This window comes from Sphingobacterium bovistauri, assembly GCF_020295405.1.
GTDB classification, from domain to species: Bacteria; Bacteroidota; Bacteroidia; order Sphingobacteriales; family Sphingobacteriaceae; genus Sphingobacterium; species Sphingobacterium bovistauri.
The window spans coordinates 124,273-142,871 of record NZ_JADEYP010000005.1; the positions used below are offsets into that span (position 1 = coordinate 124,273).

Genomic DNA, 18,599 nt, shown 5'->3' on the forward strand with positions numbered 1-18,599 from the left:
AGGAAATAAGATGAAATTGCATAAAACAGTATTTAAGAATTATGCTATAGTAGCATTGTTATTAGGGATGGGGCAACAAGCTTATGCTCAGGTTGATACTGTGCGTCCTGTAACGATTGATTCATTTGATGTAGTACGCGATTATAAGCCTATTCTTGCGGATGCGGTAAAGATAAGACGTAGTCCTGATATGACTAACAAGCGTTCATATATGCCAAAGTTGAATTATGGAAATGTACCAGATAAAAAGTTAGATATCAATACTGGTTTAAAAGAGTTGACTGTTCAGGAATTACCTTTCACTCGACTTCAAGAAATTACGTCAAATTATATTAAACTTGGCGTAGGTAATTTAGGTACGATTCTAGGCGAAGCGTATGTAGCTAATGAACAATATGAAAACCTACGTTTTGGGGCGTTTGTTAAACATTTGAATCAAAAGGGGGCCTTAGAAGAGCAAAAGTTTTCTAGACAGGAAGTTGGTGTTTTTGGGCGACGTATCCTCGATGCTTTTACAGTAGATGGATTATTGGGTTACAATAGATACGGTACTCGCTTCTACGGTATTCCGACAGATGTGAGTGGAATGACATTAAATCCTGCAAAAGAAGCTCAGGTATTTAATGATATCTATTTTACGGGGGAATTGACAAGTAATTTTGATCCAAAGAACGAAGAAGCGGTGTCTTATTCAGCAAAATTGGATGCCTATACCTATAAAGATAAATTTGAAGGTAGTGAGAACTCAATTGCTTTATCTGGGTATTTAAATAAGCGGGTTCGTACATTCAATATAGGTGCCAATGTTGCTTTGGATATTAATTCAATAGGAGGTGTAGGACAGAATTTAGATAAATTCAAAAATTCAGTTGCTACAATTAATCCATATATTAGTTTCAAGGGAACAAACTATACCTTGACTTTAGGTGGTAATATTGTTTCAGAATTTGGAGATGAGAGCCGATTTAATATTTTTCCGTCAGCTGAGATTGATTTCTCTTTGGTGCCAGGATACATTAATTTGTTTGGTGGCTTGAATGGTGGAGTTCAGAAAATATCATATAAGTCGTTGACCCAATTGAATCCATATTTGGGTCCAAATCAAACTTTCCAAAATCAAATTGATCGATTGCACATCTTTGGTGGTATCAAAGGAAATGCAGGAGCAACGTTCGGTTATAAAGCTAAAGTTGTGTACAAGTCAATCGAGGGATTACCATTATTCATGAATAGCAAGGACGCTCCATTTCAGTTTGACTTGGTGTATGATGGAAATGATGATGATAAAGCAACTTATTTAGGTATAGAAGGAGAGATCAGTGTGCGTTTGTCGCAGTTAGTCAATTTAGGAGGTCGTCTTAATATAGATGGCTACACAATGGCTACGCAAGACGAAGCATGGTTTACCCCAAAAATGAGATTGGCAGCAAATGCACGCTTTAATATTTCAGAAAAATTGTATATTGATGCTGAAGCATTATTCCATGGTTCATCATGGGCAGCTGCATATGATTATGATTTGGGTACTAGTCCCGTGACAATTAACAACTACCGCAAGGTATCTGTTCCTGAATTTTTTGATTTAAGTGCTGGAGCAGAATATAAGGCAATGTCTAATTTGGGTATATTTATAAAAGCGAACAATATTTTTAATAAAGAATATGAACGTTATTTGTATTATCCAAAATTAGGTTTCAACGTGATAGGTGGGGTTAATTTTTCATTTTAACAAATAAGATTATAACTTTGTATCACATTTTAAAAGTGTAATTAAATGATTCTTGGTAGACATATTTATTCTTTGCTCAAAAGACATTCTGCTGTGTTTGTCACAGGATTAGGTACGTTTAGACGTATACGGACATCAGCATCTTTTGATGCCAAACGTAATGTTGTCTTACCACCATTGAGTTACATTGAGTTTGAATACGAGGTAAAAGACGGTTATGATTTTACATTGTATGTTCAACAGAGTCAGCAATTGGATAAACCAGATGCGGATAGATATGTTCAGTATGAGATAGAGAAACTAGTTAATACTGTCAATAAGGATGGACAAGCTACCTTAGATGAATTGGGCCAATTAGTTTCCTATGGTAATTCATATATCTTTAAGCCTTTTGATTTAAGTGGTTTTCAATTTCTTCCTATTGAAGACCCATATGTCTCTGGAGATTATGTAGACCCAACTGCTGAAAGTACTATAGCTGAACCTTCATCAGAAGTCGGTAATGATATCGTAGAGAATGGATCTAGCGAAAGAAATATTTCTACCCCTCAAGATGAAAAATCTTCTTTGACTAATAAGGTCGAACCACAGCAAGAGCATGTACCGCAAGGCCAGGTCTATTTTGAAGATGAACCAAAGCGAGGCAATGGGATGATATATGCTATAGTTGCGGTATTAGCATTGATTATTTTAGGCGGTATCTATTATTACAGTATTCTTTCGAAGAAATTGGATAATGTAGATAGATTTATAGCGGATATTGACTCTTCCGAAAATGAAGTTGATACGCTGCTTAATGCTGCTGATACTAATCTAATATCATTCTCTGAAACGGGAGAAATGATGGTTGATTCTATTGCTAAGAAGGACACTATTGTTACCCCTCCTGTAGTAGAAGAAAAAGTTCCACATAAGTATACAATTGTTATTGGGACGCATCCTAAGTTAGAACAAGCTGAGGCCGAAGCTACAGAATATCAACAAAAAGGCTTCAAGCATGTACGTGCCTTACCTTCTAATTTAGCTAAAAATCGTAAAAGAGTAATTTGGGATACATATCCCACAAAAGAGCTTCGTGATTCAGCTTTACGTTATGTACAGAAAAATGTAAAGTCTGATGCTTGGCCAACAGTATTATAGTTCAGTAAATAGAAACCAATAAATAAATAGTATTACATATTATGTCATTCATTCAAGACAACCTAATCACAGATTCTTTGAATCGAGCAGTATCATTAGCAGATCAAGCAATTGCCGTAGCTCCTCCTGTAGAGGATCAAAATCTCATTCAGTTACTTATGAAAGGTGGTTGGATTATGATTCCAATTGTCATCCTATTTTTCTTAGGCTTGGTTATTTTTATTGAACGTTATATTACTATTCGCAATGCATCAAAATCTGATGGGAATTTGATGTCTCAAATTAAAAGTAATGTATTGTCTGGTAAATTGGATTCTGCTATAGCCGTGTGCCGCTCAAGTAATTCCGCTTTAGCGCGTATGTTGCAAAAAGGATTAACACGTGTAGGTCGCCCTATCAAAGATATCGAAGGTGCTATTGAGAATGCTGGTAAATTAGAAGTGTCTCGTTTAGAAAAAAATATTAATGTTTTAGGAATTATTGCGGGTATCGCACCGATGCTTGGTTTCGTAGGAACGATTTTTGGAGTAATTCAAATCTTCCGTGAAGTGGAGCTTGCTGGTGGTATTGATATCGGTTCAGTATCAGGAGGTCTTTACGTGAAAATGATTGCATCTGCTTCAGGATTGACAATTGGTATCTTAGCGTATATCGGTTATCATATTTTGAATATGATGGTGGAGCGTTTGATCCTAAAAATGGAAACAGAAGCGGTTGAGTTTATTGATTTGTTAGACGAACCTGGGGTTTAATCAGGAACTATATTAATCGGATAAACCATGAATATAAGAAATAGAAGAGGGAAACCTACGGCAGAAGTGCATACAGCAGCATTGAATGACATCATGTTCTTTTTGATGTTGTTCTTTTTGTTGGCCTCGGCTGTAGCTAATCCACAAGTGGTGAAACTATTGTTGCCAAAATCGAGTGCTGGAGAACAATCAGTGGCTAAGAAAACGGTGACGGTATCTATAACAGCAGATTTGGCGTATCATATCGATAAGCAAACTATTCCGTACGAAGCTCTTGAGCAGACTTTGCAATCTCAAATGACTGCCGGAGAAGAGGTAACTATTATGTTATATGCTGATAGCACTGTTCCTATTCAAAATGTAATTTCGGTGATGGATGTAGCCAATCGCTTAAAGATTAAATTGGTACTTGCTACAGAGCCAAAGAAGGATTAAGAATTTGATAATTTGACAATTTGGAAAACCTCGAGTCAAAGTAATTGTATTCGTTAGTTTTTTAAATTTCAGTTTTGACTTTTTGTTATGTATTATCATATAAAAGAAGAGAATAATTTACCTAAAGCCATAGGTTATTCTGCTATTGTTATGGCTGTTTTGGTTGCTATCGGCTATTTCATAGTTTTCGGGCAATCTTCACTTCCTGAATATGGGATGGGAGGGATTGTGGTAAATTATGGTACCTCCGATGTAGGGACGGGTGATGATTATATGAGCATTGAAGAACCATCTATGGATGAAAATGCAAATAATGTACAACCTGATCGTGTGGTGCCAACAGAAACGCCTACACCAACTCCATCTCAGCAAGTCTCCGACAAAGCTGTAGCTACACAGGATATGGATGATGCACCTGCAGTCACGAAGACAGAAAAGGCTGTGAAGAATCCAGCTCCAGAGACGACTAAAGCTGTCAAAAACAGTACTCCGACTGTTAACACAAATGCTTTATATAAAGGTAAAAAGAATAATGGCCAAGGATCTGGTGATGGTGAAGGCGGTGGTGCTGGTAACCAAGGCTCTGCATTAGGAGACCCATTGGCATCAAACTATGGAGAGGGAGGTTCTGGCTTTGGTAATACACCAATTTCCTTGTCAAGTAGGCATTGGGCTGTAAGACCAAATATTGACGATAAAAGTCAATTTTCAGGTGTTGTAGTTTGTGAATTGACGGTGGATAGAAATGGTAATATTGTTAGTGTGAGACCTGGAGTCAAAGGTACGACATATTCTTCACCGACAGTATACAGCATGTTAGAGCGCGAATTGCGAAAAGCAAAGTTCAACACTGTTCCTAATGCTCCTGAAAGACGTGTAGTACACGTTACAATTAATTTCAAAGTTAGATAATTAAGTTTTATGCATACTTATACAGAGGTAATTGATTATTTATATAGTCGATTACCTATGTTTACACGTGATGGTGCTTCGGCATTCAAGAAGGATTTGGATAATACATTAGCGCTTTGTGAAGCATTTGATCATCCACAAAATAAATTTAAAACTATCCATGTAGCTGGAACCAATGGTAAAGGTTCATCTTCCCATATGCTTGCTGCTATTTTGGCAAGTGCAGGCTATAAAACAGGACTGTACACATCTCCACATTTAGTTGATTTCCGTGAGCGTATTCGCATCAATGGAGAGCAGATTGCAGAGCAGTTTGTCGTAGATTTCGTCAATAACCATAAACAATTGATTGACGACGTACAACCTTCATTTTTTGAGACTACTGTGGTAATGGCGTTTGATTATTTTGCCAAGGAGCAGGTGGATATCGCTATTATTGAAGTGGGATTGGGTGGAAGGTTGGATAGTACCAATGTGATATCGCCAGAAGTTTGTTTGATTACGAACATCGGTATGGATCATATGAATCTATTGGGTGATACTTTAGAGGAAATAACAGCGGAGAAGGCTGGGATTATTAAGCCGAATACACCAGTTGTGATTTCGGAGACAAATACAATCACAGCACCTATATTTGAAGCAAAGGCAGAAAAGGAAAGGGCATCGATCACTTTTGCAGATCAAAAAATAAATGCAATACGACTTGAAAAGGATGCTTTGACACAGCGCATTCAAATTACAGAAGAATCTGAATCTAACGTATACAATTTGGATTTGACTGGTTCTTATCAAGTGAAGAATATAGTAGGTGTACTAGGTACTATAGTAGAAATGCGTAAAAAGGGATTCAATATTTCTGAAGAGCAATTGGCTTATGCACTTGGTCACGTACAAGAGTTGACGGGTTTCCAAGGTCGTTGGCAAACTTTATCTACCGATCCGTTTATTATTTGTGATACTGGACATAATGAAGATGGTATCAAAGAGGTTATTAAAAATTTAAACGAAATATCTTACACTAATCTACATATTGTCATTGGCGCAATGAAGGACAAAGATTTGGATCATATGCTTCCTTATTTACCAAAAGAGGCAATTTATTACTTCTCGAATCCTGATATGCCACGTGCTATGCATGCTGCGGAATTAGCTGAAAAGGCTTTAACTTATGGGTTGAAAGGAAAAGTTTCTGGTAGCGTAATTCAGGCTTTGGAAGATGCTAATGAAGCCTACAAAGAAGGTGATTTGATATTTGTAGGGGGATCTAATTTTGTGGTAGCTGAGGTATTGCAAAGTATGAAGTAATTAATTTTATCTATATATTTAAGTGATAAAACTTAATTATTATGAGTAAAAAATACATTCTTTTGCTTGTTTCTTTTTTTATTTTTTCAAATTCATTTGCTCAAGAAAAGGAAACAGAAATACAAATTACTTTTGAAATAATTAGTTCTTCTATTGATTCTTTACATACTGTCGGAGTGAAAAAATTAAAAGCTGATGGATATCAAATGAACAAATCAGGTCAATGGGTTGATTCTCATGGTAATGAAGTTTTTTATCTGTGAGCTCCACTCTTTCTCCTAAAAATGGAATGTTGAGTTTTCAGAAGAAATTAAGAGAGAAAGTAAAAGCAAGCGGATTTAAATCAGGACAAGGGTCTATTATATTTCATATAAGTGAAAAAGGGCGAGGTTACTGGAATATATTCTAGTAATGAGGGTAACAAGAGTTTACAAAATGTTTTAAGTGATTTTTTGATGTCCAATGGACCCTGGTCTATGGGCATATCTAGTGGTCGATCTGCTGCTAGTACAAATAGATTATCTGTGATTATTCAATAGAAATACACTCTTCTAAGATTTCAAACATTCTACGGTTTATGCACTTCAATTTTTTTCCATTCTTCGTTTAAATTATAAGTATAATTTCTATTCCCAAGTTTTAGAATACCTTCTAATATTAATGTCTTTCCTTCATCTGAAACTTTGTACGTTAAGTTGGTTTGAAGTTTATCTAATGCGTTACCGCTTAAATTATCTATTACACTTTCCAAGTATTCGTTTGTGCCCGCAATTTTAAATTTTCCATCAGTCGTGAAGAGCTTATAAGCGCCAACTGGAATATCATCTATGTTGCCCTGACTTTTTAATTACCTAATCTCTATTAATTGTTTATCTTGCGTAACACTAATCGCAGCCATTGTCACAAGAAATGTAATTAGTAATACTGTTCATATCAGAATGTTAAAGGGAGCTATAGTATAGCTAAGAAAGTAAGATATTCGTCGTCATCAGGAAGTGGTAGTTTTGGTGGAGGTTCGTCAGGTAGTAGATCAGGAGATCGTTGGTAAGCTCTTATATATGAAAAATATATTATTATTTGGTTTATTGTTGATAGGAAATTTCGCATGTGATTCTAGGTCACGAAATTCGATATATACCGTGGCGGATCCCGTTTCGGATTCAATAGGTGCTTTAATTAATAAGGATTCTGTCGTTTTTAAAAATGATACGATTGCGATTTATAAAATTGATTCTATTGATTTTTTCAATCACCGTAGTAAGGCAAAATTAGTATTAGATACCATTCCTTATATTTCAGATTTTGAGAAAGCTAAAGATTTGTTAAAGGGAAAAGTAACGTTTGGAGGTTATAATTCTGATACAAATAAAATAGATTCTACAGTAGATGGCGAAATGATTTATAGTGTGTACCCCAGCGTGGGTAAAACAATTATAAGCAACGAACAAGAGTATTTTTGGGATGCAGGTTTTGTGCACTATTATCCTACGTTAGATATCTTACTATGCGAGGGAGGTCATACCTCAGATTTTAGCATAGACTTGAGAAATGGTAAAATAGGTGCTGATATCGTTGGTAATCCAGCATACATTTCGGTTTCGCCTACAGACATATATAGATTGAATGGATGGTTTCCTGGTCAAGAGTGTTCGGACTATTTTTTACAAAAGAAAACTGCTCAGGGCTATCAATTATTAGCTCGAATACCAATGCATATCTCTAAGGAAGGTTTTGATTTCTGTACCTTAAAGGACTATTATTGGATAAATGATGATACACTTTATTTCCGTAATTTTTATTACGGTGCACCTGATGATAGTCGATTGGGATTTTTTAGATTACAAATTAATTGATTTTAATAGTTATTCAATAATTCTAATTCTAACTTTTTTAGTGCTGCTTTGTCTTCCTTCAATAGCTCTGCAATATTCTTGAAAGTAAGTGTTTTCTTGATTTCATTTTCATAAATTCCTTCAATACGTATTTGATCATTATCTTGAACAATACGAATACCATATGGAATTTTGCCTTGTTCATCATATTGTACAATGCTCAAATATGCCTCATCTGGAAAAGGTGCATATTTTTCAAAGGCGCTAAATAGGTATTTCTCCATGTTATTTTCAGTTTTAGCACTCTCTAACATTTCAAGAAAAAGTGTTTTGACAGGATTACTTGATTTAATAGGAAAAGCAAAAAACAATTGATTTACCATGGAAATTTTATCATCTTCTTCCACTTGCTCTGTTATTGACTTTTGGACAGATGTATGTATCTTGTTATCTTTTAAATAATAAAATACTAGAGAATTTGGTGCTCCCTCGGTAGCATTTTTGTCTAGCGATGAACTACGAATAATTTTGCTATTATTAACTAAAGAAGCTAAGTAAGTATTATTTTCATTATGAATTTCTAACCACTTTGGGGAGTTGATCTCTGCTACTTTTATTTTGTCCTTCTCTAAACTAAATACATATTGGTTGAAGTAATGCATGCCAAATACGTTTATTTTGAATTGAATTGGAACACTGGTTTTGTACAAAGTCTCAAGAAGTATACTGTTGCCAACTAATTGATATGTAGGTCCATCTACTATTTTGCTATTGTTGTATGTAGATTTTATAGTATAGGTATCTATTTTAAAACCCTCTATTTCTTGTAAAAAATCAAAGGAAAATTTATATTTTAAATTCCCATTTTCATAATAGTCTATTAATTTAATATTATCAATCAAGGTGTCAAGCTGAAAATATCCATTTTGAGGTTTTCCATTCTTATATATACCTTCATAATATTGTTGAGGATATTCGTCTATAAAGAAGTTTCTATACAGGACTTTATCTAAAGTACCATCCTCATGATAAAACTCCTCGATTTCTATTATCTCGTCACTTAATATACTTCCAATTTTTTTGTGAATCAGTATCCCATTTTTATAAGTTAACAAGTCAGTCCTTTCTGGGATTTTACCTTCCCAAATTTTGTCATTTTTATACATGCTTTCGATTACCTCATCACCTCCAATGTATACTTTTCTAATGCCTTCAAGGATACCATTTTTCATTTCGTAGGTTTCCATTGGCTGACGATCTGTTAGAAATGGAAACTTTTTTTGAGTCCCCTCTAATACCCCGTTTTTATAATTATGCAAAGTAATTGTATAATCAAGACTGTCTTCTATGGCAAAATTTCCTGACCAAGGCTTGAAGTTTTTATATTCACCATCCGAAAAATAAGAGCCATCTTCGGTGTTTTGCCAAGTCTCTCTGCCAATTTTTTGACCTTTATTTAGAATGAATTCATTAACATATAAATTTTGATTAATCTTGAACTTTCCATCGTAAGGTTTACCTTCTTCGTATAAATTTGTCTGCACTATTTTATTGTTGTCAAATATCTCTACTTTAGTTAGTCGCCCATCATCATAATTAAGCTGTTGTTTGATGGTGCCATCATGTGCATAATGGATACTAGGGCCATCCAAATTATATCCTATGTAAGATTCCTGTTTAGCTACACTGTAAGCAATTCCATTTTTGGTGTAATATGTGTATTTAACATGTGGGGTAGTATAGAAATTCTCTTCTGCGTGGTTTACTTGAGATAGTAATTTGCCCGATTGATCCCAAAATCTTTCGAGACTTTTTTTAGTATTGTGTGACTCTTCATATATCACTTTTTGCTCAGCAGCTTTATGACCATTTTTCCAGAATATATTTATGAGATAGTTTTCTGTTTTATTACTATTGGATTTCGATTTTTGTTCTGAATAATCATTTTCTTCATCCTGATAGGGTTGAGCAATGTGTGCTGCTTCATGATATCCATTTTCATCTAACGCGGAGAGGTAAGATCGTTCGACTTCTCTATAGCTAAAACTTCCTACAAAGTATGAGTTGTCAACAAGTTTGGCAAATCCTATTTCTTTGTCATTCAAATAGACTTTCACCTCTACTTTTTTGCCTTTATCATTGTATGTGATTTTTTGCCATAGTTTTCCATCATCATGGTAATAGCTTAATACTTTATTAGCAGTTGGATTTTCATATTGAGAATAGCTATCATCAAATCCTTGCTCGTCATACCAGTAAACATCTCCGACATATTGTTTAGGGTTTTGTTTAAGGACATACCCCTGCATCTGTATGTTTCCATTTTTATAAAAGTCTTGAACGTAGTAAATATCCTGCATTTCTTTTTGTGGAAGTAAACGATAATACGTGTGATTGGCCCTATTGGTTTCATTCCACATTTTATCAAAATATAGAGTGTCCTGTGCATACAAATTGCTAATTGCAAATAATATTAGCGTTAAAGCTACAGTTTTAGTTTTTTTCATTTTACATTGTGTTATTTAAATGTAACGAATAATTACTTTAGTCAATCTAATAATACAGAAATTTTAATTCCATATTGTTAACCAATGCATACTCTTAAAGAAACTCGTATTGGAGTTCGAGTCTTACTTTTGTTGTTATTTTATCTTTTCCTATTTGTAGGGACTGTTTTTTCGCAGCACAGTGTTATTTCACTTGAGTCACCAAAACAGAATGGACAAGATAAATATGTTAGTAATCCCGATAGTATCCTAAGTTTTGATACAGAAGGTTATTTGAATAAAATATCCATTCAAATAGATAGTGTTTCCGGATCAGAATATGCTATAGTTGTTGTGGATGATTTTTTAGGAGAAGATGCTTATGATTTCGCCCTTGAATTATTCAACAAGTGGGGAATTGGTAAAGAGGGGTTGAATAATGGGTTACTATTATTTGTCGTAAAGGATAGGCAAGAATATAGATTCATTTCGAAATATGGGATGGAGCGTGTTTTTCCAGATACTTATTTAAAGAGGATAGGTGAAAAGTATTTGATTCCGAATATTCATAATCACAATTATGACAAAGGAGTTATAGAGGCTTCTGAATTTATTCAGCACATCCTTTCTTCACCCAAGCCTATCGAGGAGCTGGAATCACAAATGCCAGAATCTATGCCTTTTTGGGATTTACGGAATCCTGCCTTTTTAATTAGTATGGTAATTTTGTTCGTTTTTATTTCGCTATACGTGTGGACTCATTTGGTAATCAAAGGTATTCTCAAGGGCAAGGGGGTGAAGTCCAAAAACATATTACCAATATCTCAAGGGATGGGGTGTATGGCAATATTAATGTTTTTTAGTGTATTTGTATTTGCTTTTATATTTAGCAATCTGGGGGAAGTATATAGTAAAAAAAATATCCCATATTTTATTTTCATACTTTGTTCCTTGATTTTGACTATGAAAATATATACAGGAAGCAGTCAGATTCATAAAGCCTTTGTTGATGAAGGGCAGAAAATGCAGGCTTTGAAAAAATATGTACCACTTATAATTGTTCCATTATTGTTGGCTCCTCTGTCTTGGTTTAATGTATTTTCTCTTAGAAGATTAATGAAGCGTAATGAGGAACGTTTCATTCCTCCTGACAACAGTGGAAATTGGGAACGGGTAGTAAGAAGGAGTAAGATGCCCATCGAAGGTTTTTTAAGTGAGGGGCAGTATAAGGAGGAAAGATTAAAAAGCCGTAAATATGAGATTTGGAAAAACATTAAATCAGGTGAGGTGGTAACAGTTCCTTGGGAAATTAAGGATACTTTTCAGGAATGCTCACAATGCAAATTCCATACGATTGAGGTTAATTCTAAAAGGATCATTCGAGACTCAACTCATAGATCTACTGGGGAAGGGCAATATGTTGATAAATGCCATAATTGCACCTATACACTTGATAAAGAGTTTTTCACTATAGCCAAAAAAAGTAGGAGTGCATCATCATCTAGAGGCCGTAGTCGCTCGTCAAGCAGAAGCTCCTCTCGACGTAGTGGAAGTTTTAGTGATGGTTCTACTGGTGGCGGTGATGCATAAGGAAGGTATTACTATATAAAATAACTTAAAAATGCACCAGCTAAGGGTGCATTTTCTAATTATTCTGATTTTTTATAGCCTTAATAATACCCTCTAAATTTTCATTGAACTCTAAGAGTTGAGCAAATACTTTATCATCTTTTCCTAAACCACCGTGTTTGTTGTTCTTACGGAAAATTTCTTTGATATCTTCCCAACGTTTTTTCTCTTCAGACGTTATTAATCCAGCCAGTTCTTTCAACTTGAGTAAGTTGCTTTCTGTATCAGCTGTCAATGTTTGGGATTCACTTTCATAGTGTACGCGAAGGACATCTTCAATCTCTTTGTCATTCATCATGGGCACAATTTGCGTTACCAATTTACTCATGTTACGGTAAGATCCTTGCATCTTGAAAGCTGGTTCTGTACGATACGAATCTTGCATAGCTGCGGATTGGATATAGTTTCTATTGACATTTACGACTACATTCCGAATCTTGAATACATGTCGCAAAACAGCAACGAAATTATCAATATCTTGTTTCAAGTAATTTCCTTCTAAGTCAGGCAATTGGTCAGCACCTTTTTGTGCAAAATCAATTAGGACGTAAAAATCTTTGAATGATTTACTTGCTATTTTCTCCAAGTGTGGATTCTCAATAGCGGCATTTTCAATCAGACTGAGATTAAATAGATGTTCGGTGTCGCCTATTACGTCACCCAAATTGTACACATCAGCACGGTTGGCAAGCATATCAGGGATCTGAAATTTAGATCCCGATTCGGTGTATGGATTTCCTGCCATGACGATACAAAATCTTTTACCTCGCAGATCATAGGTCTTACTTTCTCCATCAAAAATTCCGTCTATCTTGCGTTGACCGTCTGCCAGAGAGATAAATTTTTGTAAAAACTCAGGATTCAAGTGTTGTATATCGTCAAGATACAACATCACATTATCAGCCATTTCGAAGGCTAAATTGATCTTCTTTAATTCTTCTCGTTCTCCAGAAGTTTTGGCCTCTACAGGATCAATGGAGGTTATAGAATGCCCAATAGTAGGGCCATTGACTTTCACAAAATTTAATCCCATAGTCTTAGCCAAATATTCCATCAATGTCGTTTTGCCATATCCTGGAGGGGAAATCAACAGCAACATACCCATACGAGCTGTACGTTTGGTATCGCCGGCAGCACCCAATTGTTTAGCAAGATTGTTTCCTATCAACGGAAAATAAACTTCATTAATTAGTTTATTCCTCACAAAAGAAGTTAATACTTTGGGCTCAAATTCATTGATTTTTAACTCCTTTTCATAGGATTTTACTAATTGTTCTTTTAAGGAAGAGAAAGCATTGAATTTCGGAACATCTTGGGATGTAAAGGCTTGCAATTTATCCCTAAAATTGTGGTACTGAAAAGAAATTTTGCCTTCGTGCAGCATAGGATGGTTACCTTTCAGCCCCTCTAATTCCATAGTGTCGTGTGCAAAGTGCAAATGATATTCTATTTTAGGGAATAGCAATGCTACAGCTACTTCTTCTATATGTGGTCTATAGCTTTCGTACTTGTTATCCTCGTCTACAAAGGCATGCAACCAATTCAGTGCTAAGTAGTATCGATCTTCAGTCGTGAAAAATGAATTATTTAAATCGTCTTGAAATAGTTTGAATGATTTTTTGTTTTCTAATGCACGAATAAACTCTTGTTTTAGATGGTCTGCTCGTTCACTCAAAGTCATTTTCGCATGTTGCGCAATAGTTTCGAAGATATATTGAGCTAATTGTTTTGTGTAAATGCTGCTTGTGTCAATTGTCGTATTCCAATTAAGGAAACTTTTTTCAATCTCTTCAATTGTGCTTTCAAAGCGTTTGGTATTTGGGAAAGTTTTTATGACGGTGCTTGTCGAATGAATCAAAGCCGTCAATTTTTGACTTATTTCGTCAGCTAACGTATACCAAAATAAATGTGCTGTAGCACGTAAAACGGGTTTGTAACGTAATAAACTTAATTTATCATCTATTTCCTTGATGGATTGATAAATCAAAAGTGCATCAAAATTGTGTACCCCTTTGATGTAGTTTTCTGAATAATTCTGTTCTACTGTTTGCGTGATATAGGCTTCTGCATTAAAGTCTTGTTGATCTAGTGAGGCTAAAAATGTTTTATAGGCTAAATATTCAGCACGATAAACCATTTTATTTTCCGAGACCAGTTCTTGATCCCAAATGTCTTGATATAGCAGTAAATCTTGATTTTTTACTTTTTGGTAAAAACTTGTACCGGTCAAATGGTAATATAGCTCATCATTACGACGCAATAGTGTCAAACTGAGTGGTTGTTTATTTACGGTAAATTTATGCTTGCCTAATGCAATTATGTTTTCACCATCTACATAAAGCTCGGTTTTATCACGTAACACACGTAATGCATCTTCTTGTGATTTTTTAAGTAGATTTTCTAAGTTTTCAGCTTTTGATACATCATTCAATGATTTTAACTCAGTGATTAGTTCACGGATTTTGTTAATCATCAAATCCGAAGCGTAAAAGCTTAGTATTTCTTCTCTAGAATTAAAGGTTTTTGTTTTGTTTTCAATATTTTTTAATACTCGAAGACCAATTTGTTCTAAGGAAGAGCTTCTTTTATTGAGTTGTTCTACGATTTGCTCGCGACGCGCATTAAATGCTTTGATAACTTCATCACGTTTGTCCGCAATTTTTAACGCGAAATCATCAAATTCTGAAAATTTGCTATCTAACTCTTCAAGTTGAACGACAATTTTGGTGTAATATTCATCTACTTTTTCGGCAGATGTTGAAAGTTCTAAATAATTGGTGACAGACTGCTCCAATAAAGTCAGTTGAGCCGAAAATTCGGCTACAGCTTCCTTACTTCGCAATGAGCTTAATTTGCGTGTAAGTTGTGCACGAACTTCATTCAATGAAGAAAATATCAATGATATTTTCTCAATGATTTTGGTAGTCTGTGTGGCATCTTCAATTTTTAGACTGTTGAGAATATCAATCAACAACTCCAATTCAGATGAAATATTTGTGTTGTTCTGCTCTATTTCCTTAGCGTCAAACGCTTTGGTAATTTCTTCTACCTTTTGCTTTTGTTCGATGACACGTTGCTCATAAGGTAGAAGTGCTTCCTCTTTTAATAAAAAAGCGACGGTTTTTTTCGACAGTTCGGAGGATGTATTCTCAATTTTCTCATTCAGTAAAGCAATTTGTGCAGTGTCCGTATACTTTACATTATTCAAATCGATGATTTCACCCTGTAATTTTCGAGCATCAGCCAATTGATGAACCAATTGATCAAGTTTTTCGACTACAGTGCTATTGACATTGAACAGTAAGGTTTCAAGTTTTTGACTGGTATTCGTAAAAACCTCCAAAGCATGTTTGCGCAAGGCTTGGACTTTGACAAATTCGTCAATTGCTGTATTGGCTACTTCCGAAATTTGTTTAAGTGGCTCGCCAAAATTTTTTAAAGCAGGATCATTTATCCAGAAAAAGCTATCCAATATAGTATTGGTTTTACGAAGAATGTCTTCATACAGACCTTCGTAGCTGTCCTCTTTGTTTACTAATTGAATGACCTCTTGTACTTCAGCCATCGCTTGTACAATCTGTTTGTTCCCTACTTTGTAGAGAGGGTCATCTTTACGTCCTGCATTCTCTTTGAGGATCGCCATATATGGCGTTTCCCAGATTTGTACTTGATGGTGTCTTGTTGCTTCTGCTTCGGTGCGAAAATAAATCAATGAACCATCATCAAAGACGGTAAATCCGTTGCAAATAATAGGTGTTTCGACAGATTGCTGAATGATATTATACGATATCAAGATGTACGTATTTGTCTCCGATTGAGAGAAAATATATAAGAAATCTTCCCCATTAGGTGATGCTATACGGCGCAAAAATGAAACGTTTTCAAGTGTATTGTCGAAAACTTTGTACGTGCCGTTTTGTAAATAGTATCCGTTGGAAAAAATTACTCCTTGATTATCTGGAAGTAGAATGGCTGATTCATTCAATGCTTTTATATTAACAACTTCTTTCGTGCGTTGATTAAAAATATAAGCTCTGAAATCCTCTTGATAAGGCTTTATTCGTACAGCAATCAAATTTCCCAAATCAGCATAATAATAATCGGCATCATCCAATTGCTGGTCGGTATTTGTAACTTTTTCTGAATAGATTCCTTGCCCAGAATCAGTGTTATTTTCAATTTTGAAAGTAATATCTCCATGCAATGCCTCAATAAAGACCTTGTCCAAGATAGAAATGTGCGAAAATTTTCCTAAGCGACGATCTTCCAATGTTGTCTTAGTCCAAGAAAATTCATGTTGGTCAGGTAATTTGACTTCATGAATGCTTCTATCGTCTTGGTAAATTAGCTGATTTCCTTTTACCAACCACTTGAATGCCTTCCTATCATCGGCATTTTTGCTGGTTTGAAAAATCATGTATAAATAATTTTCCGTTCTACGGAATTTGGAAAAGATAGAGTCGCGGTAATATTTGTAGAGATTTTGGTAGTCGTTGATAAAATTTGGATCGTTGATTAAGTCCAACGACATCGGGTTAAAATGATTGTCTTCAAAAGTATAAATACTGAAAACATCCTCCAGTTTAATCTCTGTACGTAGTCCAAAATGTACATTGTATCCGAAAATACAAATGTTGTCTAAAGCGATGATACCACGTGCGACACAATTGTTTTCAGTCGTGATACGCTGATTAGCTTTTAGTACAAAATTCGTCGAATTGAAGACTTCCTTACGCGCAGCGTTTAATTCTGCTACACGTTTGGATAAATCATCACGCTGCGTCAATAAACGCTTTCTGATTATTTCGTAGGAGCCCGTATCTAGCGAATCTTGTTTTATAGGTACCTCTTTGTTCTCTTGCATGGTTAATAGTTTTGAGGCTATTTTATTTTATTAAATTTTAGTTCTTGCCCGTTTTGAAATAAGGTCAACGAATTGATTTGATCATTTTCTTTCGAAAATTTCAGATCGGCTCTAACAGCAGTGTAGAATAATTCTAATTCACTTCTAGGATATACTTGAATAGATTGTTGTCCCGTAAGTTGTGCAAATATATTTCCATTATCATCCGCTGTAATATCAAATTTTAGCTCCGTTTGTTTTTCATATGCATAGGTTCCAAGTAATTGTTTGACTTGAAATTCCATTAATACAATCGCTTCAGATAATGTTTCTCTCTCAATTTTTGGAACTTGTTGGTTCTGTAAAATCTTGTCAATAGCTGAAGTCAGGGGATATACGTTTATCGTATTCCATTTGTTAAGCAAGGCAATGAAATAGCGTTGATTTTTATTTTCTCGAACAATAATACTATAATATCCAGGGTAGCCTCCAGTGTGGAAATGCATTTTATTTTCATTACTCGTACTATCTGTAAATAACCAGCCATTGCCGTAATACAATCCGGAAAACTGTATATATTTTCCATCATTAAGTGTGTCCACACTAATTGATTTAATGAATTTTTCCTTCTTTAGAAGGCTATTTTTATACAATGCTTCATTCCATTTTAACAAATCTTGTGCTGTACTAGCGATACCATAAGGACCATTTATACCATCAAAATATTGGACATATCGATACGAAGGAAAATCATCTACAGATTTGAAAGATTTAGATTTTGCATCATATGCTAATCCTTTTGCATAGTTTTTTAAGTTTGATTTTGGAGAGCGAGCAGAAAAGACAGATGTATTAATCATACCCGCAGGCTTGAAAATATTCTTTTCCATATATTGTGAAAATGGTTGTCCAGAAACTTTCTCTACAATCAGTGATAATAAAATCCAATTCGTATTGGAGTACCAGTATTTTTCACCAGGTGTAAACAATAGTGTATCAATCTTATCTTCTACTATTTTTAATATATCTGCATTCGAATTTATTTTTGTCTTATCAATCCAATTGGGATCCCATGCTAAAAATTCTGAAATTCCAGATGTGTTTCGTAGAAGATTCTTAATCTTTACGCCTTTGAATTTAAGATTGGAAAAATATTTATTGATTTCATCTTCAAATGATAGTTTTCCCTTCTCCTCTAACTGCATGACGGCCATTGCGGTAAACTGTTTACTAACTGAGGCCAGCTCGAAACGACTTAATGCATTGATTTTATTATGCTTTTCAGCATCTTCATGTCCAAAGTACTTTTCAAAAATTACTTTTCCTGAATCGACTACCATAAATGCACCACTTAACTCGCTATCGGTATTTAATGATTCAAATAATGAATCAATCCGGGATGTTTTATCTTGTGCATATGTGTGAGCTAATAGAATCAGACCTATAATTGTTAGAAATATCTTTCTCATGTATGGGATAATAGTAATAATCATTTGAAACAGGAGTTTACTCTTTAGAGCAAACTCCTTGCGTATC

General features: G+C 34.8%; 12 protein-coding genes. 9 read left to right on the forward strand and 3 right to left on the reverse strand.

Annotated elements, in window-relative coordinates; translation table 11 throughout:
• Window positions 1-10 precede the first annotated feature (10 nt).
• From IPZ78_RS04460 to IPZ78_RS04495, 8 genes are all read left to right on the forward strand, one after another.
• Window positions 11-1,729: a TonB-dependent receptor gene (locus IPZ78_RS04460; protein WP_225551741.1), complete on the forward strand. Its 1,719-nt coding sequence runs from the start codon at window positions 11-13 to the stop codon at window positions 1,727-1,729.
• A 45-nt stretch (window positions 1,730-1,774) separates the two neighbouring features.
• Window positions 1,775-2,869: an HU domain-containing protein gene (locus IPZ78_RS04465; protein ID WP_225551742.1), complete on the forward strand. Its 1,095-nt coding sequence runs from the start codon at window positions 1,775-1,777 to the stop codon at window positions 2,867-2,869.
• A gap of 41 nt (window positions 2,870-2,910) precedes the next feature.
• A complete protein-coding gene (locus IPZ78_RS04470; protein ID WP_225551744.1) occupies window positions 2,911-3,621 on the forward strand; it encodes a MotA/TolQ/ExbB proton channel family protein in 711 nt (236 codons plus the stop codon).
• 27 nt (window positions 3,622-3,648) lie between these two features.
• Window positions 3,649-4,056 carry an ExbD/TolR family protein gene (locus tag IPZ78_RS04475; RefSeq protein WP_225551745.1) on the forward strand — a complete coding sequence of 136 codons (408 nt, stop codon included), beginning with the start codon at window positions 3,649-3,651 and terminating at the stop codon, window positions 4,054-4,056.
• Between the two features lie 87 nt (window positions 4,057-4,143).
• Window positions 4,144-4,968: an energy transducer TonB family protein gene (locus IPZ78_RS04480; RefSeq protein WP_225551747.1), complete on the forward strand. Its 825-nt coding sequence runs from the start codon at window positions 4,144-4,146 to the stop codon at window positions 4,966-4,968.
• Between the two features lie 9 nt (window positions 4,969-4,977).
• Window positions 4,978-6,273, forward strand: coding sequence for a bifunctional folylpolyglutamate synthase/dihydrofolate synthase (locus tag IPZ78_RS04485; RefSeq protein WP_225551748.1), 1,296 nt, complete (start codon window positions 4,978-4,980; stop codon window positions 6,271-6,273).
• A gap of 41 nt (window positions 6,274-6,314) precedes the next feature.
• Entirely contained in the window at window positions 6,315-6,536 is a 222-nt protein-coding gene (locus IPZ78_RS04490; protein WP_225551750.1) for a hypothetical protein, read from the forward strand.
• A 795-nt stretch (window positions 6,537-7,331) separates the two neighbouring features.
• A complete protein-coding gene (locus IPZ78_RS04495) occupies window positions 7,332-8,126 on the forward strand; it encodes a hypothetical protein (protein ID WP_225551751.1) in 795 nt (264 codons plus the stop codon).
• Between the two features lie 2 nt (window positions 8,127-8,128).
• On the opposite strand, the gene IPZ78_RS04500 is transcribed toward IPZ78_RS04495, so the two are convergent.
• Complete coding sequence (locus IPZ78_RS04500) at window positions 8,129-10,612, reverse strand: hypothetical protein (protein WP_225551752.1); 2,484 nt, start codon at window positions 10,610-10,612, stop codon at window positions 8,129-8,131.
• 84 nt (window positions 10,613-10,696) lie between these two features.
• Between IPZ78_RS04500 and IPZ78_RS04505 the strand changes: the two genes are divergently transcribed.
• Complete coding sequence (locus IPZ78_RS04505; protein WP_225551753.1) at window positions 10,697-12,181, forward strand: TPM domain-containing protein; 1,485 nt, start codon at window positions 10,697-10,699, stop codon at window positions 12,179-12,181.
• 55 nt (window positions 12,182-12,236) lie between these two features.
• Here the strand turns inward: IPZ78_RS04505 and IPZ78_RS04510 are convergent, their stop codons facing one another.
• Together IPZ78_RS04510 and IPZ78_RS04515 are read right to left on the reverse strand one after the other, a co-directional pair.
• Window positions 12,237-17,084 carry a DNA repair ATPase gene (locus tag IPZ78_RS04510; RefSeq protein ID WP_225551754.1) on the reverse strand — a complete coding sequence of 1,616 codons (4,848 nt, stop codon included), beginning with the start codon at window positions 17,082-17,084 and terminating at the stop codon, window positions 12,237-12,239.
• Between the two features lie 17 nt (window positions 17,085-17,101).
• Window positions 17,102-18,532: a serine hydrolase domain-containing protein gene (locus IPZ78_RS04515; RefSeq protein ID WP_225551756.1), complete on the reverse strand. Its 1,431-nt coding sequence runs from the start codon at window positions 18,530-18,532 to the stop codon at window positions 17,102-17,104.
• Window positions 18,533-18,599 lie beyond the last annotated feature (67 nt).